22 protein-coding genes and 1 pseudogene are annotated in these 21,146 nt (G+C 71.6%); 13 read left to right on the forward strand and 10 right to left on the reverse strand.

Annotated features, from left to right (window positions below):
• Positions 1-37 precede the first annotated feature (37 nt).
• The 4 genes from hutU to hutI all read left to right on the forward strand — a co-directional run bounded on the left by hutU (position 38) and on the right by hutI (position 5,831).
• On the forward strand, positions 38-1,699 hold the full coding sequence (gene hutU / locus OG905_RS24390) for a urocanate hydratase (protein WP_328677091.1): 1,662 nt from the start codon (positions 38-40) through the stop codon (positions 1,697-1,699).
• Between the two features lie 197 nt (positions 1,700-1,896).
• Positions 1,897-3,153, forward strand: coding sequence for an allantoate amidohydrolase (locus tag OG905_RS24395; RefSeq protein WP_328677093.1), 1,257 nt, complete (start codon positions 1,897-1,899; stop codon positions 3,151-3,153).
• Entirely contained in the window at positions 3,144-4,478 is a 1,335-nt protein-coding gene (locus OG905_RS24400; RefSeq protein ID WP_328677095.1) for a formimidoylglutamate deiminase, read from the forward strand. Before OG905_RS24395 ends, OG905_RS24400 begins: the two co-directional genes overlap by 10 nt.
• Positions 4,479-4,658: 180 nt before the next feature.
• On the forward strand, positions 4,659-5,831 hold the full coding sequence (hutI, locus tag OG905_RS24405; protein ID WP_328677097.1) for an imidazolonepropionase: 1,173 nt from the start codon (positions 4,659-4,661) through the stop codon (positions 5,829-5,831).
• Here hutI and OG905_RS24410 read toward each other — a convergent pair.
• The 3 genes from OG905_RS24410 to OG905_RS24420 all read right to left on the reverse strand — a co-directional run bounded on the left by OG905_RS24410 (position 5,810) and on the right by OG905_RS24420 (position 8,012).
• The gene (locus OG905_RS24410; protein WP_328677099.1) at positions 5,810-6,676 is read right to left on the reverse strand and encodes an NAD(P)H-binding protein; all 867 of its coding nucleotides are present in this window, start codon (positions 6,674-6,676) and stop codon (positions 5,810-5,812) included. The two genes, hutI and OG905_RS24410, sit on opposite strands and share 22 nt — an antisense overlap.
• A gap of 116 nt (positions 6,677-6,792) precedes the next feature.
• The gene (locus OG905_RS24415) at positions 6,793-7,227 is read right to left on the reverse strand and encodes a DUF6196 family protein (protein WP_328677101.1); all 435 of its coding nucleotides are present in this window, start codon (positions 7,225-7,227) and stop codon (positions 6,793-6,795) included.
• A 56-nt stretch (positions 7,228-7,283) separates the two neighbouring features.
• Positions 7,284-8,012, reverse strand: a complete 729-nt coding sequence (locus OG905_RS24420; RefSeq protein ID WP_328677103.1) for a hypothetical protein — start codon at positions 8,010-8,012, stop codon at positions 7,284-7,286.
• 78 nt (positions 8,013-8,090) lie between these two features.
• On the opposite strand from OG905_RS24420, the gene OG905_RS24425 reads away from it, so the two are divergent.
• Complete coding sequence (locus OG905_RS24425; protein ID WP_328677105.1) at positions 8,091-8,786, forward strand: aspartate/glutamate racemase family protein; 696 nt, start codon at positions 8,091-8,093, stop codon at positions 8,784-8,786.
• A gap of 21 nt (positions 8,787-8,807) precedes the next feature.
• On the opposite strand, the gene OG905_RS24430 is transcribed toward OG905_RS24425, so the two are convergent.
• Genes OG905_RS24430 through OG905_RS24455 form a run of 6 tightly spaced genes read right to left on the reverse strand, consistent with a single transcriptional unit; the run spans position 8,808 to position 14,099 of the window.
• Positions 8,808-10,013, reverse strand: coding sequence for a cytochrome P450 family protein (locus OG905_RS24430; RefSeq protein ID WP_328682567.1), 1,206 nt, complete (start codon positions 10,011-10,013; stop codon positions 8,808-8,810).
• A 26-nt stretch (positions 10,014-10,039) separates the two neighbouring features.
• Positions 10,040-11,359: a cytochrome P450 gene (locus tag OG905_RS24435; protein WP_328677107.1), complete on the reverse strand. Its 1,320-nt coding sequence runs from the start codon at positions 11,357-11,359 to the stop codon at positions 10,040-10,042.
• Positions 11,356-11,988 carry a GTP-binding protein gene (locus tag OG905_RS24440; protein WP_328677109.1) on the reverse strand — a complete coding sequence of 211 codons (633 nt, stop codon included), beginning with the start codon at positions 11,986-11,988 and terminating at the stop codon, positions 11,356-11,358. Before OG905_RS24440 ends, OG905_RS24435 begins: the two co-directional genes overlap by 4 nt.
• Complete coding sequence (locus OG905_RS24445; protein ID WP_328677111.1) at positions 11,966-12,325, reverse strand: DUF742 domain-containing protein; 360 nt, start codon at positions 12,323-12,325, stop codon at positions 11,966-11,968. Before OG905_RS24445 ends, OG905_RS24440 begins: the two co-directional genes overlap by 23 nt.
• Positions 12,322-12,768, reverse strand: a complete 447-nt coding sequence (locus OG905_RS24450; protein WP_328677113.1) for a roadblock/LC7 domain-containing protein — start codon at positions 12,766-12,768, stop codon at positions 12,322-12,324. The genes OG905_RS24445 and OG905_RS24450 overlap by 4 nt, the downstream gene beginning before the upstream one ends.
• Complete coding sequence (locus OG905_RS24455; RefSeq protein ID WP_328677115.1) at positions 12,765-14,099, reverse strand: ATP-binding protein; 1,335 nt, start codon at positions 14,097-14,099, stop codon at positions 12,765-12,767. Before OG905_RS24455 ends, OG905_RS24450 begins: the two co-directional genes overlap by 4 nt.
• 317 nt (positions 14,100-14,416) lie before the next feature.
• Here OG905_RS24455 and OG905_RS24460 point away from each other — a divergent pair.
• From OG905_RS24460 to OG905_RS24470, 3 genes and pseudogenes are all read left to right on the forward strand, one after another.
• Positions 14,417-14,797 (forward strand): annotated as a pseudogene (locus tag OG905_RS24460) (GNAT family N-acetyltransferase); the annotation flags it as partial.
• Entirely contained in the window at positions 14,785-15,174 is a 390-nt protein-coding gene (locus OG905_RS24465) for a hypothetical protein (RefSeq protein WP_443043980.1), read from the forward strand. The pseudogene OG905_RS24460 and the gene OG905_RS24465, both read left to right, overlap by 13 nt.
• Complete coding sequence (locus OG905_RS24470) at positions 15,171-15,968, forward strand: polysaccharide deacetylase family protein (RefSeq protein WP_328677117.1); 798 nt, start codon at positions 15,171-15,173, stop codon at positions 15,966-15,968. Before OG905_RS24465 ends, OG905_RS24470 begins: the two co-directional genes overlap by 4 nt.
• 26 nt (positions 15,969-15,994) lie before the next feature.
• On the opposite strand, the gene OG905_RS24475 is transcribed toward OG905_RS24470, so the two are convergent.
• On the reverse strand, positions 15,995-16,897 hold the full coding sequence (locus OG905_RS24475) for an RNA polymerase sigma factor SigF (RefSeq protein WP_443044081.1): 903 nt from the start codon (positions 16,895-16,897) through the stop codon (positions 15,995-15,997).
• Between the two features lie 328 nt (positions 16,898-17,225).
• Here OG905_RS24475 and OG905_RS24480 point away from each other — a divergent pair, with 328 nt between their 5' ends.
• The 5 genes from OG905_RS24480 to OG905_RS24500 all read left to right on the forward strand — a co-directional run bounded on the left by OG905_RS24480 (position 17,226) and on the right by OG905_RS24500 (position 21,143).
• The gene (locus OG905_RS24480) at positions 17,226-17,594 is read left to right on the forward strand and encodes an STAS domain-containing protein (protein WP_328677121.1); all 369 of its coding nucleotides are present in this window, start codon (positions 17,226-17,228) and stop codon (positions 17,592-17,594) included.
• Between the two features lie 158 nt (positions 17,595-17,752).
• Positions 17,753-18,247: an ATP-binding protein gene (locus OG905_RS24485; RefSeq protein ID WP_328677123.1), complete on the forward strand. Its 495-nt coding sequence runs from the start codon at positions 17,753-17,755 to the stop codon at positions 18,245-18,247.
• A gap of 173 nt (positions 18,248-18,420) precedes the next feature.
• Positions 18,421-19,086: a peptidase gene (locus tag OG905_RS24490; RefSeq protein WP_328677124.1), complete on the forward strand. Its 666-nt coding sequence runs from the start codon at positions 18,421-18,423 to the stop codon at positions 19,084-19,086.
• A gap of 3 nt (positions 19,087-19,089) precedes the next feature.
• Positions 19,090-19,992 (forward strand): COG1470 family protein, encoded by a 903-nt coding sequence (locus OG905_RS24495; RefSeq protein ID WP_328677126.1) that lies wholly within the window; start codon positions 19,090-19,092, stop codon positions 19,990-19,992.
• 74 nt (positions 19,993-20,066) lie between these two features.
• On the forward strand, positions 20,067-21,143 hold the full coding sequence (locus OG905_RS24500; RefSeq protein ID WP_443044082.1) for a hypothetical protein: 1,077 nt from the start codon (positions 20,067-20,069) through the stop codon (positions 21,141-21,143).
• Positions 21,144-21,146 lie beyond the last annotated feature (3 nt).

Consider the following 21,146-nt stretch of genomic DNA (forward strand, 5'->3'; position numbering starts at 1 on the left):
CCAACAGTGATGGTCGCAGTCGCGAGGAGGCATTGCCATGTCAGGACCCCGCCCCGTACGGGCACCGCGCGGTACGGAACTGAGCGCCCTGGGATGGCAGCAGGAAGCCGCCCTGCGCATGCTCCAGAACAACCTCGACCCCGAGGTCGCCGAGCACCCCGACAAGCTCGTCGTCTACGGCGGCACGGGCAAGGCCGCGCGTGACTGGCGCTCCTTCGACGCGATGGTGCGCACGCTGCGGACGCTGAAGCAGGACGAGACGATGCTCGTCCAGTCCGGCCGTCCCGTCGGTGTGATGCAGACCCACGAGTGGGCGCCGCGCGTGCTCATCGCCAACTCCAACCTGGTCGGCGACTGGGCGAACTGGGAGGAGTTCCGGCGCCTGGAGGCCCTCGGCCTCACCATGTACGGCCAGATGACGGCCGGATCCTGGATCTACATCGGCACGCAGGGCATCCTCCAGGGCACCTACGAGACCTTCGCCGCCGTCGCCGCGAAGAAGTTCGGCGGCACGCTCGCCGGGACGATCACGCTGACCGCCGGCCTCGGCGGCATGGGCGGCGCGCAGCCGCTGGCCGTGACCATGAACGACGGCGTCGCCATCTGTATCGACGTCGACCCGCGCGCGATCGAGCGCCGCATCGAGCACCGCTACCTGGACGTGCGCGCCAACTCCCTGGAGCACGCGCTCCAGCTGGCCGTCGAGGCGCGCGACGCCCGCAAGCCGCTCTCCATCGGCCTCCTCGGCAACGCGGCGGAGCTGCTGCCGCGGATGCTCGCCGAGAGCGCGCCGATCGACATCGTGACCGACCAGACCTCGGCCCACGACCCGCTCGCGTACCTGCCGCTGGGTGTCGACTTCGACGACATGGCCTCGTACGCGGAGGAGAAGCCCGCGGACTTCACGCAGCGCGCACGTGAGTCGATGGCGCGCCACGTGGAGGCGATGGTCGGCTTCATGGACGCCGGCGCGGAGGTCTTCGACTACGGGAACTCGATCCGTGGCGAGGCACAACTGGCCGGTTACGACCGGGCGTTCGCCTTCCCCGGCTTCGTACCCGCCTACATCCGGCCGCTGTTCTGCGAGGGCAAGGGCCCGTTCCGCTGGGCGGCGCTCTCGGGCGAGGCCTCGGACATCCACAAGACCGACAAGGCCATGCTGGAGCTCTTCCCCGAGAACGAGTCCCTGCATCGCTGGATCAAGATGGCGGGCGAAAGGGTCCACTTCCAGGGCCTCCCGGCACGTATCTGCTGGCTCGGCTACGGCGAGCGGGACAAGGCGGGCGAGCGCTTCAACGACATGGTGGCGTCCGGTGAACTGGCGGCCCCGCTGGTGATCGGCCGCGACCACCTGGACTGCGGCTCGGTGGCGTCCCCGTACCGCGAGACCGAGGCGATGCTCGACGGCTCCGACGCGATCGCGGACTGGCCGCTGCTGAACGCGATGGTGAACGTGGCCTCCGGTGCGTCGTGGGTCTCCATCCACCACGGCGGCGGCGTCGGCATGGGCCGCTCGATCCACGCGGGCCAGGTATCGGTGGCCGACGGCACGAAGCTGGCGGGCGAGAAGATCCGCCGGGTCCTGACGAACGACCCGGGGATGGGCGTCATCCGGCATGTGGATGCGGGGTACGACATCGCGGAGTCGGTGGCGGACGAGCGTGGGGTCCGTGTCCCGATGCAGGAGGGCGACGCGTGACCTCGGACCAGGAGTCTGTGGGCAGTCCTTCCGCCGGGGCGGAACGGGTGGGCACGGACGGGCCCACCGGGGCGAGCCCTGGCGGCGACGCCGCGGCGGGGGCGGGCCGGCCGCGACCTGTGGGCAGTTCGGCACGCGGCGAAGCCGACGTGCCCGGGGGGCCGGGGGGGCAGCCCACCCACGCGGCGGAGCCGCACATGTCACAGTCGGGAAGGGGCGGGGTGGGGGAAGCTCCCTCGTTCCACGAGATGTGGCGCGAGCTCGCGCCCATCGGGCGCGACGCCACCACTCGCGGCTACCGCCGCTACGCCTGGACCGCCGCCGACACCGACTGCCGTGCCTGGTTCCAGGCGCAGGCCGAATCCCGCGGCCTCGCCTACGAAGTCGACCGGAACGGCAACCAGTGGGCCTGGCTGGGTGCTGCGACATATAAAGACCCCACCGCCGGGGACGCCGTCGTCACGGGCTCGCACCTCGACTCCGTTCCCGACGGTGGCGCCTTCGACGGTCCCCTCGGCGTCGTCTCCTCCTTTGCCGCCCTCGACGAACTGCGGGGCAGGGGCGCGGAGTTCACCCGGCCCCTCGCCATCACCAACTTCGGTGACGAAGAGGGCGCCCGCTTCGGGCTCGCCTGCGTCGGCTCCCGCCTCGCCTCCGGACAGCTGACGCCCGAGGCCGCGCACCGGCTGCGGGACGGCGACGGCATCACCCTGCCGCAGGCCATGGAGGCGGCCGGCTACGACCCCTCCGCCATCGGCCCCGACCCCGAACGCCTCGCCCGCATCGGCGCGTTCGTCGAGCTCCATGTCGAGCAGGGCCGGGCGCTCGACCTGTCCGGCGACAGCGTCGGCATCGCGTCCGCGATCTGGCCGCACGGCCGCTGGCGGTTCGACTTCCACGGCGAGGCCAACCACGCCGGGACGACCCGCCTCGTCGACCGCCGCGACCCGATGCTGACATACGCGGAGACCGTGCTCGCCGCCCGCCGCGAGGCCGAACTCGCGGGCGCCGTCGCCACCTTCGGCAAGATCTCCGTCGAGCCGAACGGCGTCAACGCGATCCCCTCCCTCGTCCGCGGCTGGCTTGACTCGCGCGCCGCCGACCAGTCCACGCTCGACACGGTCGTCGCCGCGATCCAGCAGGCCGCGCGCGAGTACGCCGACCGGCACGGGGTGGACCTGACGGTCGTACGGGAGTCCTTCACCCCCGTGGTCGAGTTCGAGCACGCACTGCGCGACGAGATGAACAAGATCCTCGGCGGCGCCATCCCCGTGCTCGGCACCGGCGCGGGCCATGACGCGGGTATTTTGTCCGGAACGATCCCGACCGCCATGCTGTTCGTACGCAACCCCACCGGCGTCTCGCACTCCCCGGCGGAGTTCGCCGCCGAGGACGACTGCGTGGCCGGTGTGCTCGCACTCGCCGACGTTCTGGAGGGCCTGGCGTGCAGGTGACGTACTGGGCGGAACACGTCTGGCTGGACACGCATGTCGAGCCGGGCGTCGCGCTGGAGGTGTCGGACGGCCGGATCGCAGCCGTACGCACGGGCGTCGAGGCCCCGCCGCAGGGCGCGACGGTGCTGCGCGGACTGACGATCCCGGGCTTGGCGAACGCGCACTCGCACGCCTTCCACCGGGCCCTGCGCGGGACCGTGCAGGTGGGCTCCGGGACCTTCTGGACCTGGCGCGAGGTCATGTACCAGGTCGCGTCCCGGCTGACACCCGAGTCGTACTTCTCGCTCGCCAGAGCCGTGTACGCGGAGATGGCGCTGGCGGGGATCACGGCGGTGGGCGAGTTCCACTATCTGCACCACGCGCCCGGAGGAGCCGCGTACGCCGACCCGAACGCGATGGGCGAGGCGCTCATCGCCGCGGCGGCGGACGCGGGCATCCGGATCACCCTGCTGGACACGGCGTATCTGTCCGCCGGCTTCGGCGAGGCACCCAACCAGCACCAGCTGCGCTTCTCCGACGGCACGGCGGACGCTTGGGCCGAGCGGGCCTCCGCCCTCAAGGACAGCGAACACGCGCTGATCGGCGCGGCGATCCACTCCGTACGGGCCGTGCCCGCGGACCAGCTGTCGACCGTCGCGGAGTGGGCGTCGTCCAGGAACGCGCCCCTTCACGTCCACCTCTCCGAGCAGACGGCCGAGAACGACGCGTGCCGGGCGGCTCACGGCCGCACGCCCACGCGCCTGCTCGCCGACCACGGCGTACTGGGCCCGCACACGACCGGCGTCCACAACACACATCTGACGGACGAGGACATCGCCCTGCTCGGCGGTACGACGACCGGCACATGCATGTGCCCGACGACGGAACGCGACCTGGCGGACGGCATCGGCCCGGCGGCCGCGCTCCAGCGGGCGGGCTCCCCGCTCTCGCTGGGCAGCGACAGCCACGCGGTCATCGACCTGCTCGAAGAGGCGCGCGCGATGGAACTCGACGAACGCCTGCGCACGCGGACCCGCGGCCACTGGACGACGGCGGCCCTGCTCCGCGCGGCCACCGCGGACGGCCACGCCGCCCTGGGTCGCCCGGACGCGGGCAGCATCGAGCCCGGCGCGCTCGCGGACTTCACCACGGTGGCGCTGGACACGGTCCGCACGGCGGGTCCGGTGCGGCGGCTGGCGGCGGAGGCGGTGGTGTTCGCGGGGACGGCGGCGGATGTGAGGCATACGGTTGTGGGTGGCCGTCATGTGGTCCGGGACGGGACCCATGCTCTGGTCCCGGACGTCCCGGAGGCGCTGGCCTCGTCGATTGCGGCGCTGCGCGAATGACCCTGTTCAGCCCGTCCGGCGATTGAGGACATGCGGCCGAAGGTCGCATACGGGGTCTGGGGCGGAGCCCCCCACGCGGCGGAGCCGCAAAATGTCACAGCGGGAAGGGCCGGGGTGGGGAACAGGCCCGCCGCAGGCGCCCCGCACCCACCGCCCGCCACCCCCCTCGGAGAGGACCCCGTGACCACCACCCTCATCACCAACATCCCCGCCCTCGTCACCAACGACCCCGCCCTCGGCGAGCACACCCCCCTCGGCCTCCTCCCCGACGCCGCCCTCGTCATCGACGGCACCCGCATCGCCTGGGTCGGCCCCGCCGACGCCGCTCCCGCCGCCGACCAGGCCGTCGACGCGCAGGGCCGCGCCGTGATTCCCGGGTTCGTCGACTCGCACTCCCATCTCGTCTTCGCGGGCGACCGCACCCAGGAGTTCAACGCCCGGATGTCGGGCCGCGCCTACTCGGCCGGCGGCATCCGTACGACCGTCGCCGCGACCCGCGCCGCCAGTGACGAGGAGCTGAGCGCGAACGTCGCGAAGTACATGGCGGAGGCCCTCCGGCAGGGCACGACCACGTTCGAGACCAAGTCCGGCTACGGCCTCACCGTCGAGGACGAGGCCCGCGCCCTGCGGATCGCGGCGCAGCACACCGACGAGGTCACGTACCTCGGCGCCCATATCGTCTCGCCCGACTACGCCGACGACCCGGCGGCCTACGTCTCCCTGGTCACCGGCGAGATGCTCGACGCCTGTGCCCCGTACGCCCGTTGGGTAGATGTCTTCTGCGAGAAGGGCGCCTTCGACGGCGACCAGGCGCGCGCGATCCTCACGGCGGGCAAGGCCAAGGGCCTGCACCCGCGCGTCCACGCCAACCAGCTCAGCTACGGCCCCGGCGTGCAGCTCGCGGTCGAGCTGGACGCCGCCAGCGCCGACCACTGCACCCACCTCACGGACGCGGACGTCGACGCTCTCGCCAACAGCGCCACCGTCGCCACCCTCCTCCCCGGCGCGGAGTTCTCGACGCGCGCCGAGTGGCCGGATGCCCGCCGCCTTCTGGACGCGGGTGTGACGGTCGCCCTGTCGACGGACTGCAACCCGGGTTCGTCCTTCACCTCCTCCGTCCCGTTCTGTATCGCGCTGGCGGTACGGGACATGGGGATGACCCCGGACGAGGCGGTCTGGTCGGCGACGGCGGGGGGCGCGGCTGCCCTGCGGCGCACGGACATCGGCCGTATCACGCCCGGCGCCCGCGCGGACCTCGTGTTCCTGGACGCGCCGAGCCATGTGCATCTGGCCTACCGGCCGGGCGTCCCGCTCGTCTCGGAGGTGTGGCGTCAGGGCAAGAGGTGCCTGTAGGTGCCCGGGTGCTCCTTCAGAAAGTCGGCGAAGGACCGCGCCGGGTGGCCCGTCAGCCGCGGTACCGCGTCGGAGACCGTGGCCATCTCGCCTGCCGCGATCGCCTCGTAGGAGGAGACCCAGCCCGCCACTGCCCACGGCTCGGCGCCGTACCCGGCCCGTGACGCGAAGGCCTCCTCGCGCGTCTCGGGCATGTAGGTGACCGTGCGCCCGCTGAATCTGCTCAGCTCGGCGGCCACCTCGTCGAGGGAGAGCGCGTGAGGCCCGGTGATGTCGTACGTCGCCCTGTCATGGCCGTCGCCCAGCAGCACGGCGGCCGCGGCGTCCGCCACGTCGTCGTGTGCGACGGCCGAGACCTGCCCGTTGCCCGCCGGTCCGCGGATCACCCCGTCGGCTCCGGCCATAGCGGGCAGCCCGGAGCAGTAGAGGCTGTCGCGCAGGAAGGTGTACGCGAGCCCGGTCGCGCGGATGTGCTCCTCCGTGTGCCAGTGGTCCCGGGCGAAGGTGAACGTCGCGTCCGCAGCGGCCCCGATGAAGGACACGTACACGATCCGCCCGACACCCGCCGCCACGGCCGCGTCGACGGCGGTGGTGTGCTCCCGCACCCGGTCGGCGCTCTCGCGCGCGGAAACGAGGAGCAGCGTCTGGGCGCCGTCACAGGCCTGCCGAAACGCCTCGCCGTCCCCGTACGAGGCGTGCGGCGCGACGGTGGTCCCGACGATCGGCGGCACCCGCGCCGGATCCCGTACGAGCAGCCGGGGCCCCGCCCCCTGTTTGGCGAGACGGTGGGCGACCCGGCTGCCGAGGTGGCCGCTCGCGCCGGTGACGGCGATGACTGGAGGCATGGGCCGCGTCCTCTCGTACTGCGTGGTCCGAGTCGTGGTGCGTGCTCCGAGGCTACGACCGGGACGGCTTGGATCCGGTGAGCCCAGGCTCCGGCCGCGGAGCGGAGATACGCCCCTCACGCCTCCCGCAGTTCGGCCACCACCCTGATCGCCTCCGCCGTCAGATCGGCCGGGCAGCCCCAGTAGTCGTAGATACCGCCGCGCCCGCGGTTGCTTCCGCAGACGACGAAGACGCCCGTGCCCAGCCGCGCCTTGAGGTGGGTGGCCAGCCAGCCGACGAAGCCGCTGTTGTCCGCGCCGTCGGGGAAGTGGAACGAGAAGATCCCGAACCGTTCGGCATCGCCGCCGTGCCCGGTCGCGGGGACCAGCTGGCACCAGCTGTCCGCGTCGCGGACGACCGCCAGAGTGTCGGCGGTGAGCGCCGGCGGCCGATCGGCCGGGAACTCCTCGAAGGACCAGATGCCCTCCTGGATCACGAACTCGGCTTCCGCGAGCACGCGTTGGAGGAGCTCCTCGGTCTGCTGGGCGGTCTCGACGCTGACACTGACCATGAGCGCGCTCCTCGATACCTGGGATCCGTACCTCGGACCCGTCTTCGGGATGGAGGCTAACGCTCGGGCTGCGGCGGCAGCGGCTGCGGGTTCAGCGCGGCCTCCTCCTTCCCCGACAGGGCGTTGAGGATCAGGACCACGCTCGCGGCCAGCACCCACGCCGCCAGCAGAATCGGCGTCAGCCACGCGCTCCACGGGCCCGCCAGCGACAGCACTGCCACGACGAGGCCGGCCCAGCCGAGCCACGCCGGGATCGCGTGGGTCTCCTGCGCCGCACGCCAGAGGGCGAACAGCATCACCGCGGCACCCACCATCGCCGCGATGATCGCGCCGTACGCCGTGTTCAGGAGCAGGATCGCGATGAGCGAGGTCTCCGGGAGCACCGGGAACACGTCGGAGTTGCGCACGGTGATCGCGAAGATGTTCCCGGCGAGCGCCCCTACCAGCAGGAACGCCGTGAAGACCGTGCCGCCCGCCAGCACCAGATGCGAGCGGTTCCCGGCCAGCCTGGAGAGGGCGACCAGGAAGAACAGGAACAGCAGGCCTGCCGCGAGCAGGATCAGTGCCAAGGCTTCCGACTGGTCCTGGTTGCTCTCCTTGAGGTACCAGAGCACGACTGTCTTGAGTGCGCCCGTCCCCGTGACGTCGGGTGTGAACGACCACAGCACGTACCCGGCGATCAGCAGCCCTCCGGCCGCCAGCCCGGCGATCCCGGGCCACAGGTCCCTGTGCTGGGCGGGCTGGACGGGTTCTGCGTTCTGCGACGCCATCATCGTGCCTCCCACGGGAGCATCCCCGAGCAAAGGTTCCTGCCCCATTTTCTCACTCACGGCCGAGTCGGCACGGCGTGGCACAGTGGACCGATGAAGACCATCGGGCTGATCGGCGGCATGAGCTGGGAATCCAGCGCGGAGTACTACCGGCTGCTCAATGAGCTCGTACGCGAGCGTCTGGGCGGGCTGCACTCCGCCAAATGCGTTCTGCACTCCGTCGACTTCGCCGAGATCGAGGAGCTTCAGGTCGCGGGCGAGTGGGAGCGCGCCGGTGAGATCCTCGCGGATGCCGCCCGGGGGCTCCGGGCCGCCGGCGCGGATCTGCTGCTGATCTGCACCAACACCATGCACAAGGTGGCGGGCCAGGTGGAGGCCGCCGTCTCCGTGCCGCTTCTGCATCTCGCGGACGCCACCGCGGATGCCGTACGGGCCCAGGGGCTCGGGCGCGTCGGGCTGCTCGGGACCGCGTTCACCATGGAGCAGGACTTCTACCGTGACCGGCTGGCCGGCCACGGGCTCGATGTGCTCACGCCCGACGCCGAGGGGCGTGCGCTGGTGCACCGGGTGATCTACGAGGAGCTGTGTCTCGGTGTCGTACGGGAGGAGTCCCGTGCCGCCTACCAGGACGTCATCGCCGAGTTCGTCACGGCCGGGGCGGAAGGTGTCGTACTCGGGTGCACCGAGATCGAGCTGCTGATCGGGGAGAAGGACAGTCCCGTGCCGGTCTTCCCGACGACCCGGCTGCACGTGGAGGCGGCGGTGGACGCCGCCCTGGGCGGGCGCTGACGCCCGCCCAGAACAGTCTCGTCAGGCTCGCGGGCGTACCGGCAGCTCCTGCACGCTGTTGCCCACAAAGCTCGCGTGCCGCCGCAGATCGGGCTCGGCAATCGCCAGATCCAGCTCGGGGAAGCGCGTGAACAGCCGCTCCAGCGCGATCGTCGCCTCCATCCGCGCCAGCGGTGAGCCCAGGCAGTAATGCGGCCCGTGGCCCAGCGACAGATGCCGGGCGCCGCCGCTTCGGGTGATGTCGAAGCGGTCCGCGTCCGGGCCGTGCGCCGCCTTGTCGCGCCCCGCGGCGGAGTAACCGGCAAGCACCGGCGTGCCCTTGGGGATCACCGTGCCGTCGAGCGTGAGGTCCCGGGTCGGGTAGCGGAACGGGAAGAAGCTGACCGGGCTGTCCCAGCGCAGCGTCTCCTCGACCACGTCCGACCAGGAAGCCTTGCCGGACTGCACGAGCTCCAGCTGGTCCCGGTGCGCGCACAGGGCGCGTACCGCGTTGGTGATGAGGTTCAGCGTCGTCTCGTGCCCGGCGATGATCATCAACAGCAGGGTGCCGATGAGCTCGTGCTGGCTGAGCCGGTCGCCGTCCTCCTCGCGGGCCGCGATCAGCGCGCTGGTCAGATCGTCGCCGGGGCTCTGCATACGGGTCGCGGCGACCGTCCCGAGCACGGCCACCAGCTCGCGGTTCGCGGCCACCGCCTCCTCGGGCCCGATGGAGGTGCTCACCACCTGGTTCGACAGATGGTGCAGCCGGTCCTGGTGCTCGGCGTCGACCCCGAGGAGTTCGCAGATCACCCCCATCGGCAGCGGCAGCGCGAAGTGCGTCCGCAGATCGGCGACGCCGTCGCCCGCCCGCGCCGCCTCGTCCAGGCCGTCGAGCAGCTGCGCCGTCACCGTCTCGATCCGTGGCCGCAGCTCCTCGACCCGGCGGGCCGTGAACGCCTTGCTCACCAGCGAGCGCAGCCGCCGGTGGTTCGCGTCGTCGGCGGTCGTCATGCCCTGCACGGTCGCGAAGGTCTTCAGCGGCCAGCCGTCGGGTATCTCCCCGTCGCGCAGCGCGGTGAAATGCTCGGCCCCCTTGGCGACATCGGGGTGGGCGAGAAACTCCTTGAGCGCGTCGTGGCCGAGCACCGCCATGCCCGCCACCTCACCGGGGAGCACGACGGACGCGACCGCGCCCTCGGCGAGGAGGCGGGCATTGTCCGCGTGCGGGCAGCCGCCGGCCGGGTCCATCCGGTGCGGACTCTCGTGCGAGGTGGTCAACTGGGCTCTCCTGACTGCGAGATGGACGATGGGGCCGACGTTGCGGACGGCAGCTGCGGATCCGTGAAACGCACCGGAAGCGCCGCGAGCCCTTTGCTCCAGGGCGACTTGACCCAGGCGAGCTCGCTCTCCGGCACGGCCAGTTCCAGATCGGGCAGCCGGTGCCGGATGGTGTCCACCGCGGTACGGGTGATCAGCCGGGCCGGGTCCTGCGCCGGGCAGGTGTGCGGGCCCGCGCCGAACGCCAGATGCGAACGGTTGCCGGTCACCGGAACCCCGTCCGCGGGCAGGATCCCGGGGTCCTGATTGGCCCCCGCCAGCCCGAGAAGCAGCATGTCCCCGGCACGGATCTCCTGTCCGGCGAAGGTCAGATCGCGGGTGGCGTAGCGCGCGGGGAAGTTCTGCGTGGGCGGGAAGCGCCACAGTACGAGATCGAGCGCGTCGTCCACGCTCAGATGCCCGCCCGTCAGCGAGGACCGGAACGCCGGGTCGCAGAGCAGGATCCGCAGGGTGGTGGCGATCCAGTTCACGGTGGTCTGATTCCCCGCCACGAGCATCACCACCAGGTTGTGCAGCACCTCCTCGTCGGTGAGCTGCGCCGGATGGTGCAGCAGCGCCGATGTCACGTCATTTCCCGGTGTCTGCCGCTTCTCCTCGATCAGCGCCTGCAGGATCACGCCCATGCGCTTGCCCGCGTTGACCGAGTCGGCGTTGGCGGCGGCCATGCCCGCGATCGCCTGCACCAGCTGCTGGCCGGTCCGCTCGTCCAGACCGAGCAGCCCGGTGATGACCATCATCGGAAGCTTGCGCGCGTAGTGCGGGACCAGGTCGGCCTCGCGCCGTGCGGCGAAGGACGCGATCAGCCGCTCGGCCGTGGCCCGTACGCCGCGGCGCAGCTCGTGCCCGTTGATCCTGGCCAGCGCGTCGGACACGGCGGCCCTCATACGGCGGTGCTGCTGTCCGTCGGTGTACAGCAGCGCGGGCCGCCAGCCGACGATCGGCAGGATCGGCGAGTCGGCGGGGACCCGGCCCTCGCGCAGCAGGGTCCAGCGGCGCGGGTCGTGCGAGAAGTCCTGCTCCTCGCGGGTCAGCCGGAGCAGTTCGCGATGGCCGAGTACCAGCCACGCCTCGATGCCGGGCGCGATGGTCACCGGAGCCACCGGGCCGTGTTCGCGGCGCAGTTCCTCGTACAGCGCGGGCATGGCGTCGCCGTCGAGATCGGGTCCGTAGAGCGGAGTCGCGACCGGGCAGCGGCCTGCGGGCGAGCTCGGGGGTACGGCGGGCGGGTGCGGGGGTACGGCAGGCGGCGTGCTCATGAGGACTCCGTGGCTGCGTGGATGAGGTGGCTGACGAGGGCGATCAGTGCCCGTACCGAGGAGCGGGCGTCGCGCGCGTCGCAGGAGACCAGCGGGGTGCTGGGGAGCAGGTCGAGGGCTGTGCGCAGCTCCTCCTCGCGGTGCAGCGGGCTGCCGGGGAAGACGTTCACGGCCACGGCGAAGGGCAGATCGAGGTCCTCCAGATTGCCCAGGGCGTCGAAGGACGCGGACAGGTCGCGGGTGTCGATCAGGGCCAGCGCACCCAGCGCGCCCTTGGCCAGATCCCGCCAGGCGGGCAGGAAGCGCTGCTGGCCGGGGGTGCCGAACAGATAGAGCACCAGATCGCCGTCGATCGTCATCCGGCCGAAGTCCAGGGCGACGGTGGTGGTCTTCTTGGACCGCTCGCCGCCGGTGTCGACGCGGGCGCCCGCTTGTGTCATCACCGCCTCGGTGGACAGCGGCCTGATCTCCGAGACCGTACCGATCAGCGTGGTCTTGCCTACCCCGAGCGGGCCGACGACCAGGATTTTCGCCGCGCCCGCGACGCTGGACGTGACGTACTTTCCCGACTGTCCCGACTCGGCGCCCGACGCCCTGCCGAGGGCGTCAGAGGCGGCTTTCGAGGCCATGGAGGACCTTTCTGAGCATGGTCACATCGGCGCGTTCGGCCGGCGGTATGGGCGGGCGGGTCACGATCAGGCCCCACTCGAGGAGGTCGGAAAGCAGCACCTGCACCACCGAGGGCGGCTGGCCCAGGTGGGCGGCCACCTCGGCGACCGACAGCAGACCCTGACAGTGCGACAGGATCGTGTGGTGTTCCGGCTGGAGGGACGCGGGGAATGCGGCGTCCGTGGCCATCACCAGCGTCTCCCAGGACAAAGGCTCGCCACCGCTGTCCGAGCGCCCGCCGGTGATGACATACGGACGGACCGCCGACGTGGTCCGTACCTCCGGGCGGTCCGTCATGAGGAAGGGGTCACCGGATCACGTGGCTGACTGCTCAGGTGCGCGCCGATCTTGGCGACCAGCAGCTGCATCTGCTGGGCGACCAGGCCCACATCGGCCTCCGTGTCGGTGGCCACACCCAGATGCGCACCGACTCCGGCGTGCGTGAACAGCACGAAGCCGTGCTCGGACTCCAGCATCAGCTGGCGCACCCCCGCGCCGGCGCCGAACAGCAGCGTGGCGGTGGAACGGCCGGTCATGGTCATCGCGGCACAGGCCGCGGAGAGCGATTCGGCCTCGGCCACGCTCAGGGAGGCGACCGCTCCCGAGAGGTTCTCGGCGGAGGCGTGCCCGAGGCGCAGCCCGTCCTCGGAGACGACGACGGCATGGCGGACGCCCGGGATCTCGGTCAGCGGGCGAAGCATCCAGCCCAGGTCGGGAAGTCTGGTTATGGTCCCGGTCACGGCCGGCCTCCATCGTGCTCGTCGGGTACGTCGGTGTCGTCCTCGTCGTTGTCCAGGGCCGCGCGCCCGCGGCGGGAGCCGGACACCACGCTGGCGATGGACGCGCGCGCCGCCTCCGGAGTCCAGGGGGAGGCGGGTTCGGGAGCCGGGGCCGGGGGCGGCGCGTGCAGGGCGCTCTGGGCCGCGGCCTCCACGGCGCTGCCGCGGCGGCTGCGGCGCCGGGGCAGCCCGCCGGGCTCGGGCACGTCGGAGGAGGGCTCGGCGCCGGGCCCCGCGGTCCCGGCGGGCGTTGTCACCGCGGGCACCTGGTGCGAGGCCGTGAAGTGCGACAGCGGCTCCGTCAGCAGCCGGTACGGCACGAACGTCACCGCCCGCGTGCCCCCGTACGCCGATGTGCCCGTCAGCTCCACGTTGAAGCCGAGCTCCCGGCTCCACCGCCCGACACAGGCGAGCCCGAGCCGCGGCACCGCGCCCAGCCGGGCCAGGTCCAGTTCCTGCCGCAGCTGTCCGGTCGCCTGCTGGAGCACGTCCGGGGGCATGCCAAGACCCGCGTCGTCGATCTCCACGACCGCGCCCGCGCCCACTTCCCGGATCGTGACGACGACCTGGGTGCGGGAGGGGGAGAACACCGTGGCGTTCTCGAGCAGTTCGGCGATGGCGTGCATCAGTCCCTCCACCGCGGGCGGCACCACATAGAGCGCCTGCCCGCCGTGCACGTCGATGCGCCCGAACTCCACGATCCGGGACTGGGCGCCGCGTACACAGTCGTAGAGCGAGACCGGCCGGGTCTCCCGGCGGGCGGGCCAGATACCGCACATCACCAGCAGGGTCTGGGCCTTGCGGGTCATCTGCGCGGCCGCGTGGTCGGCCTTCATCACCTCGGCCATCAGCCGGGAGTCGTCGATGGACTGCTCGACATGGTCGAGCACCTGCTGCTGCACCGTGGCCATCGCGTGCATGGTGCGGGCCACCGATTCGAAGGCCGCCTGCACGGAGTCCCGCAGGGCCCGTTCGCGGCGTACCGCCTCGTCGGAGCCGAGGGCCACGACCACCGCGGCCAGTGCCCGGGCGAATTCGTGGCCGGTGTCGGCCTCGGGGGCGAGCGGTCCGGGAACGCCGTGGAGCCGCTGTCCCGTACGCATCCGTTCGGTGATGGCGGGAATCCGTACCGAGGCCAGATGCGCCACTTCGGCGCCCCGGGCGGCGGCGACGGCCTGCTCGCGGACCCGTAACGCCCGCTCGGCCCGCAGCTGCCGCAGCAGCAGGAGCGCCCAGCCGAGCAACAGCACCGCCGCGGCCACGCAGCCGCCCGCCAGTATCTGTCGGCTCACCACGACGACCTCACCACGACGACCTCGACACGACGTTCTTGCAGACCACGACCACGGAGACTGAGCCCTTTCCGGACACGCCGAGCTCCCGCGGGGGATCGGGAGCAGTCAGATCCTATGAGCAACAGGTCATGCCCGAACGCCAGTTGTGCAACTCCCGTCACTTTGCTGACGTCGCCCCTTTCCGGCTCCTTCACGGATCCGTCACAAGAAGGGCGACTCTCCCTGTCCTGTGACGACTTCGGCCGATACCGTCCCGTCTCGGGGAAAAAGCTCATGGGGCAGGACCGGGGGGTCGAGTTGAGCGGTCTGCATCATTCGAGCGCGGGCCGCTCCGCCACGGCCGGGCGATCGGCTTCGGAGGCTCCGACAGTCAGGGCGCCCTGCTGCGTCCCGGGCTGACCATCGCCTCGCGCGAGCTCTCAGTGCCTGCGCGCTCTCGGCCTGGGAGTTCGACAATCTCGAAGCAGGTCAGGGAGTGTTCCGGCCGGACGCGGCCGAGGAGTTCGCCTCCGGTCATCGACGTCGGCGCGGGATACGCCGCATACGAACAGCTGCTGCGCCCCCAGTCGCCCAAGTTCCTCAAGACCACCCTGGCCAAGGAGCGCAGGCTGGGGCGCCAGGCGGGCGAGGTGCGGTTCGTCTTCGACGAGCGCGACCCGGCCGCGCTGCGTACGCTCATGGAGTGGAAGTCCGCGCACTGCGCTACACCCCCGACGCCCTGGTCCGGCACCACCACCGCGAGACCTGGCAGGACCTGAAGAACCAGGCGTACGGATACGGCGCGGGCCTCACCGCGTATCTCACCGCCGTCCTCGCCCTGCTGCCGGCCCTGCTGCGGAAGCTGCCCCGCGGCCTGGCCCACGCCCGCACCATCACCGCGCACCGCGATGCCGCCGGGGCGGCCGTGCCGGGGGAGCACGGCGCGCAGAGCTATGCCTGGCCGCGCCATCTCTCCCGGCTCGAACGCCGCGGCATGCCGGCGGGACCGATCGGCTACGCGAAGGCACGCCGACGGGTCCGCCGCGTACCCCTTCCGTGGGACCAGCGGCAGAAACCACGGGTGGAGACATGACGACGCCCCCGATTCCCGTACTGCTTTACCACGCCGTGATGGACGACCCGCCCGACTGGATCGCCGAATTCACGGTCACACCACGGGACTTCGGCGCGCAGCTGGACGCGATCGTGGCCAGCGGCCGCACGCCCGTCACGATCAGCGCGCTGGCCGGCCACTTCGCGGGCCGGTCCCCGCTGCCGGACCGGCCCGTCGTCCTGACCATCGACGACGGTTTCGCCGATCTGCCGGGCCCCACCGCCGATGCGCTGGCCGCCCGCGCCCTGCCCGCCACGGCGTATCTCACCACCGGCGCCGTCACACCGGGGCGGCGCAGCCTACTGCCGCCCGCGCCGATGATGAAGCTCGCCCAGGCGCCGCTCCTGGAGCAGTACGGCATGGAGGTCGGCGCCCACACCGTCACACACCCGCAGCTGGACACGCTCCCGGCCAAGGCGCTGCGCCGTGAACTGGGCGAGCCCAAGGCGGTGCTCGAGGATGTCCTCGGCCACGAGGTGGTGCATCTCGCCTATCCACACGGCTACAACAGCCCGGCCGTCCGCAGGGCCGCCCTCCGCGCGGGCTACGCCTCCGCGGTCGCCGTCCGCCACGCGCTGAGTTCCGAGACCGACGAGACCTACCGCATCGCCCGCCTGATCCTGCGCCGCAGCCACACGGTGGCGGACGTCGAGGCGTGGATGGACGGACGGGGCGCGCCGGTCGCGCCGTTCCCCGACTCGCTGCCGACGGTCGGGTGGCGGCTCTACCGGCGCGCCCGCGCCAGACTGGGGGGCCCGGTCTTCGCGGGCTGACGCCCGCGTCCCCGCGGTGCGTGCGGCTATTCCTCCAGCGTCAGGGCGTCCCTGAGCCTGACCAGAGTGCGCGACAGCAGCCGGGAGACGTGCATCTGTGAGATGCCGAGCTCCTCGCCGATCTCCGACTGCGTCATGTTCGCGACGAAGCGCAGGGAGAGGATTTTACGGTCCCGTGGCGGAAGGCCTGCAATCAGCGGCTTCAGCGACTCGACGTACTCGATGCCTTCGAGACCGTGGTCCTCGTAGCCGATGCGGTCGGCCAGCGCGCCCTCGCTGTCGTCCTCCTCGGGCTGGGCGTCGAGCGAGCTCGCGGTGTACGCGTTGCTCGCCGCCATGCCCTCGACGACCTGGTCGTTGCTGATGCCCAGCTGCTGGGCCAGCTCGTCCACGGTGGGTGCGCGGTCGAGCCGCTGGGAGAGTTCGTCGCCCGCCTTGGCGAGGTCGAGGCGCAGCTCCTGAAGGCGGCGCGGTACCCGCACCGACCAGGAGGTGTCGCGGAAGAAGCGCTTGATCTCACCGACGATGGTCGGCATCGCGAAGGTCGGGAACTCCACGCCCCGGCTGAGCTCGAAGCGGTCGATCGCCTTGATCAGGCCGATCGTGCCGACCTGGATGATGTCCTCCATCGGCTCGCTGCGGGTGCGGAAGCGGGAGGCGGCGAACTTCACGAGCGCCAGGTTGAGTTCGACGAGCGTGTTGCGCACATACGCGTGCTCGTGGGTGCCCTCTTCGAGGGACTCGAGCCGTCCGAAGAGCGTCTTGGACAGGGCTCGCGCGTCCAGCGCTCCCATTTCGTCGTACGGAGGGATCTCCGGGAGCGCCTCGACGAGTTCGAGGCCGTCCGGGCTCGCGGACGGGGGGGTGCCCGGGGCGGGCAGTGCCGACGGCGCGGTGGGGGTGCGCGTTTCGTCGAGCCGGGGTGACATGGTCTCCTCCATCGTTCTCGGCATATGGCTGCCGATGCCAATACATGCGCTGCGGTGAGCGGCGCCTCCAAAGCCGGTCGTGGTTGTTTGTGTCCTTACTAGCCCTACCCGCTCCGGGTGGACCGGTGCAAGTGTCATATGCGTCATATGCCCGTTTTGATAGGGAGTTCGGCTGGCCCCCGGGCGTACTGAAGGCGTAATGTTCGACGGACGTCAGCGCCGTCATCGACGGCGCTGTGCGCGCAGAGCGGCACGGTGGACGATCCGGCGCACCATCGGCGAATACGCAGTGATGACGCAGCGAACGACACGGCGAAGAGGGACGGGCATGGACCGCGGGACGGTCGGCAGCGCGAACCGGGGCCGGCTTCAGGTCGAGGTTCGGACCGAGGGCCACAGCGAGGTTGTGAAACCGGCGGGTGAGTTGGATCACCACACCGCCGATCTGCTCCGCGCGCCCTTGGAGGAAGCACTCGCTCAGGGCCGTGCGCGCCTTGTCATCGACTGCTCACAGCTCGAATTCTGCGATTCCACCGGACTCAATGTGCTGCTCGGTGCCAGGCTGAAGGCGGAAGCGGCCGGGGGAGGGGTCCATTTGGCCGGGATGCTGCCCGTAGTGGCGAGGGTTTTCGAGATCACCGGGGCGGAGGCGGTCTTCACCGTGCACGACTCGCTCGAAGAGGCCCTCACCGACTGACGGCCCCCTTCCTGTCGTCCGCGTCACGCGCACAGCGCAGGCATCGTGGGTGTTGTCACGATCCGGCAGGGCAGGAGAACCCCGCAGAACGTTGATGGCCCAGCACTCTGAGTACTGAAGTAGATGGCGAATCGGTGAATCGGTGAGGTGAAGCGCTGATGAGCACCACCCGGCAGCAACCGCCGGGCGACCTCGGTCCCGAGCCGAACGGCGCCGGCGCCGCCGACTCCTCCGGGGTGTCCGGCAACACGGTGCGCAGCCTTGCCCTGGGCAGCGCGAGCGGCATCGTGCCCCTCGCGCGCGACTTCACGCGCCAGGCGCTCTACGACTGGGGCTGGCTGCCCGCCGCCACGGCCGACCGCCGGGCGGCCGCCGAGGACGTGCTGCTTGTCGTCTCCGAACTGGTCACCAACGCCTGCCTGCACGCGGAGGGCCCGGAGGAACTGCGGGTCGGTTGCGACGGCAAGGTGCTGCGCCTTGAGGTCACGGACCGCGGCACCGGCCAGCCCGCGCCGCGCACCCCGCACCGGGCGGGCCGGCCCGGCGGGCACGGCATGTTCATCGTCCAACGGCTCTGTCTGGACTGGGGGGTTGTCCGGGTCCCCGGCGCCCCGGGCAAGACGGTCTGGGCGGACCTCGCCGCTCCGTCGTAGCCGCTCGCAGTGGTGTAGGACAGGCTTTGAATCTCTTGTAGAGCACGTCAATAGGGCGTGCTCTTTGTCTTCCCTCCCCAAGGTCCCAGGCGTACCTTGAGCGCCCGATCTGATGTGTCGTCAGTAACTTCGGCGACACCCGGCAGTAACTTCCGGCATGAGGGGAACTCGAGGTGTCGTACCAGAAGCGGACAGCTCTCGCGCTGGCAGCAGCGGTGGCGGGCTCGGTGGTGCTGATGGCCGCCCCCGCCGCCCATGCCAGTGTCCAGGACGTCGACTACCAGTGTCAGACGCCGATCGGGCCGAAAGGCGCGGTCTCGCCGATCGACATCAAGGCCGTCAAGAGCGGCAGCGGCTACCAGCTGACCATGACCTTCCAGAAGGGTGTCTCCTCCAGCCCGGTGGAGCTCGGCAAGGGCGCGATGAAGCCGAGCGCCCTCATCAAGCTGGGCGGGGCCGACGGGGGCACGGTCGCGGTGTCCGGCCCGCCGAACGCGGCCGCGATCCCCGCCAACACCCCCATCAAAATCAGTGACTTGTCGGGCACGTACACGCCCAAGAAGAGCGGCAAGGTCACCTTCACGGCCGGGGTGCTGACCATCAAGGCCCTTGGTACGACGACGACGTGCACGCCCAAGAACAATCCGAAGCCCTCCCTCGAACTGGACGTCACCGGGGCGACCGGCTCTCAGTCCGCGCCCTCCGGCGGCGGCGAACTGCCCAGGACCGGCCCGCTCGATTCGGCCCTCGCGCTCGGCACACTCGGCGGCACCGTGCTGCTGTCCGGGGCTGCCGGAGTGCTCTGGCTGACCAGGCGCGGTCAGCGGACCGCGAGCTGACCCGTGCTGCCGCGCCTCGCCGTCACCCTTGCCGCGCTGCTGTGCGCCCTGTGCGCCCCCGTCGCGCGGGCGGCGGACGCGGCATGGACGGTGCGGCCGGGCGGCGCCCGGCCGTACGTCTACCTGGAGGGCGTGCCCGGAACGGTGCTGGAGGACACGCTGTCCGTGACCAACCCGGGCACGAAGCCGCTCACCGTGCGGCTGCGCGCGGCCGACGCGTACAACACCAAGAGCGGGGCGCTCGCCGTACGCGGCGCCCGCACGTCCCACGGCGCCGGCACCTGGATCACGCTCGCCTCCGAGCGCGTGAGAGTTCCGCCGCGCACGCGCGCACAGATCCCCTTCTCGGTCACGGTCCCCCCGAGCGCGCTCCCCGGCGACCACCCCGGCGCGATCATGGCGGCCTCCGGCGGGCGGGAGGCGGGCGTACGGATCCATCTGCGCGTCAGCGGCCCGACGCTGGCGGCCCTCACGGTCGAGCAGGTGAAGGTCTCCGGCGGCGCCATCCACTACACCCTCGTCAACCGCGGCAACACCGCCCTGACCCCGCGCGTGACGATCCGCGCGGACGGCCTCTTCGGCGAGGTGCTGCACCGCGCGCCGCGCACGCTCCCGGTGGAACTCCTCCCCGCCCAGCGCGTCACCCTCACCGAGAAATGGCCCGGGCATCCGTCCCTGGACTCGGTGACGGTCCACATCGAAGCGACGGCGCCCGGCGACGCCCGCGCGAAGGGGTCGGCGTCGGCGACGTTCGTGCCCTGGGCGACGGCGGCGGGTTCTGCGGCGGGGCTGCTCGCGGCGGCGGGCGGCACGGTGTGGTTCCTGCGCCGCCGACGTCCTGCGGACCCTGGCCCGGCCTCTGAACAGACCAGCAGCGAACGGCACTTGGCGAGGTCAGGAGCATGACGATGTACGAAGCCGACGTGCCGCGTCGCGCAGCTGACGCCGCGGGGGTCCGGGGGCTCGCCCACGGCTCAGGGATGGGGGTACCTCCCAGGCGAAGCTCTGGGGGAGGGCTTGGCGGGGGAGACTCCAGACCTCGCTCCGCGCAGACCCTCGCCGTCCTGCTCGCCCTGCTCCCGTTCCTGCTGCTCCCCCTGGCGCCGCGCGCCGCCGCGGCCGACGCGCGACCCGACGTCAAGCTCTCCCAGCAACAGGCGGGCGCCGGCGGGGACATCACCGTCAGCGGCAGCGGATGGCGGCCGAACACCCTGCTGATGATGCTCATCTGCGGGCAGGCCGCGCCCGGCAAAGGCGTCATCGGCGGCACCAACGCCTGCGCCAACGCCGACGGCCGCGCCGTCACCACCGACGCCAAGGGCGCCTTCAGCAAGAAGATGCCGGTCGCCGAGCCGCCCAAACCCTGCCCCTGCGTGGTGCACGTGGCGACCGTCACCGGTGAACAGGCCGTCGTGGACGCCCCCTTCGTCGTCGCGGGCCACCCCACCGCCCCGCTGCCCGAGCCCACCGGCGGCGGAAGGCTCGCCGTGCTCGCCGCCACCCGGCTCGAAGGCGACTCCGGCATCCTCGTCTTCTTCGGAGCCCCGCCGTCCCGCCGGCTCGAATTCACCGTCGGCAACCTGGGTTCCGAGCCGGTGAAGGACCCCGTCTTCCAGATCGGCACCGCGCACGGCGTCTTCGCCCCGCAGTGGGAGGAGCAGCAGTGGCGCGGCACGATCGCGCCCGGCCAGAAGGTACTGGTCAAGCTGCCTGTCGAGCTCTCCGCCGGAGCGCACGGCGACTACCAGGTCTCGGTCAAGTACGGCACGAGGGTGCTCGCCGAACAGCCGTGGGGCGTCGGCCGTCCCTGGGGCGTGACGATCTTCTGGATCCTGCTCGCCGTGGTCGTGCCCGCCGCCGTCTTCCGTATCGGCATGGCGGTAGTCGACCGCGTCCGCCCCCGCGCCCACGGCAACGGCCGCCACCGCACCGTACGGCTGCGCAGGCCACCGGACCCCGGGCCGAGGAGCCCCACGACCACCACGGCGGCTCTGCCGTGGTTCACACCTGACTCCGCACCGTCAGACAACCGGTCCACGACGAAGGGACATTCGTGAGCA

Origin of the sequence: Streptomyces sp. NBC_00322 (assembly GCF_036147535.1) — a bacterium.
Lineage (GTDB): Bacteria > Actinomycetota > Actinomycetes > Streptomycetales > Streptomycetaceae > Streptomyces.

Coding starts and splice junctions, on each gene's coding strand:
- hutU (WP_328677091.1), top strand. CDS start 38: ATGTCAGGACCCCGCCCCGTACGGGCACCGCGCGGTACGGAACTGAGC.
- OG905_RS24395 (WP_328677093.1), top strand. CDS start 1,897: ATGTCACAGTCGGGAAGGGGCGGGGTGGGGGAAGCTCCCTCGTTCCAC.
- OG905_RS24410 (WP_328677099.1), bottom strand. CDS start 6,676: ATGCCTCCAGTCATCGCCGTCACCGGCGCGAGCGGCCACCTCGGCAGC.
- OG905_RS24415 (WP_328677101.1), bottom strand. CDS start 7,227: ATGGTCAGTGTCAGCGTCGAGACCGCCCAGCAGACCGAGGAGCTCCTC.
- OG905_RS24425 (WP_328677105.1), top strand. CDS start 8,091: ATGAAGACCATCGGGCTGATCGGCGGCATGAGCTGGGAATCCAGCGCG.
- OG905_RS24430 (WP_328682567.1), bottom strand. CDS start 10,013: ATGGACCCGGCCGGCGGCTGCCCGCACGCGGACAATGCCCGCCTCCTC.
- OG905_RS24435 (WP_328677107.1), bottom strand. CDS start 11,359: ATGAGCACGCCGCCTGCCGTACCCCCGCACCCGCCCGCCGTACCCCCG.
- OG905_RS24440 (WP_328677109.1), bottom strand. CDS start 11,988: ATGGCCTCGAAAGCCGCCTCTGACGCCCTCGGCAGGGCGTCGGGCGCC.
- OG905_RS24445 (WP_328677111.1), bottom strand. CDS start 12,325: ATGACGGACCGCCCGGAGGTACGGACCACGTCGGCGGTCCGTCCGTAT.
- OG905_RS24470 (WP_328677117.1), top strand. CDS start 15,171: ATGACGACGCCCCCGATTCCCGTACTGCTTTACCACGCCGTGATGGAC.
- OG905_RS24475 (WP_443044081.1), bottom strand. CDS start 16,897: ATGTCACCCCGGCTCGACGAAACGCGCACCCCCACCGCGCCGTCGGCA.
- OG905_RS24480 (WP_328677121.1), top strand. CDS start 17,226: ATGGACCGCGGGACGGTCGGCAGCGCGAACCGGGGCCGGCTTCAGGTC.
- OG905_RS24485 (WP_328677123.1), top strand. CDS start 17,753: ATGAGCACCACCCGGCAGCAACCGCCGGGCGACCTCGGTCCCGAGCCG.
- OG905_RS24500 (WP_443044082.1), top strand. CDS start 20,067: ATGGGGGTACCTCCCAGGCGAAGCTCTGGGGGAGGGCTTGGCGGGGGA.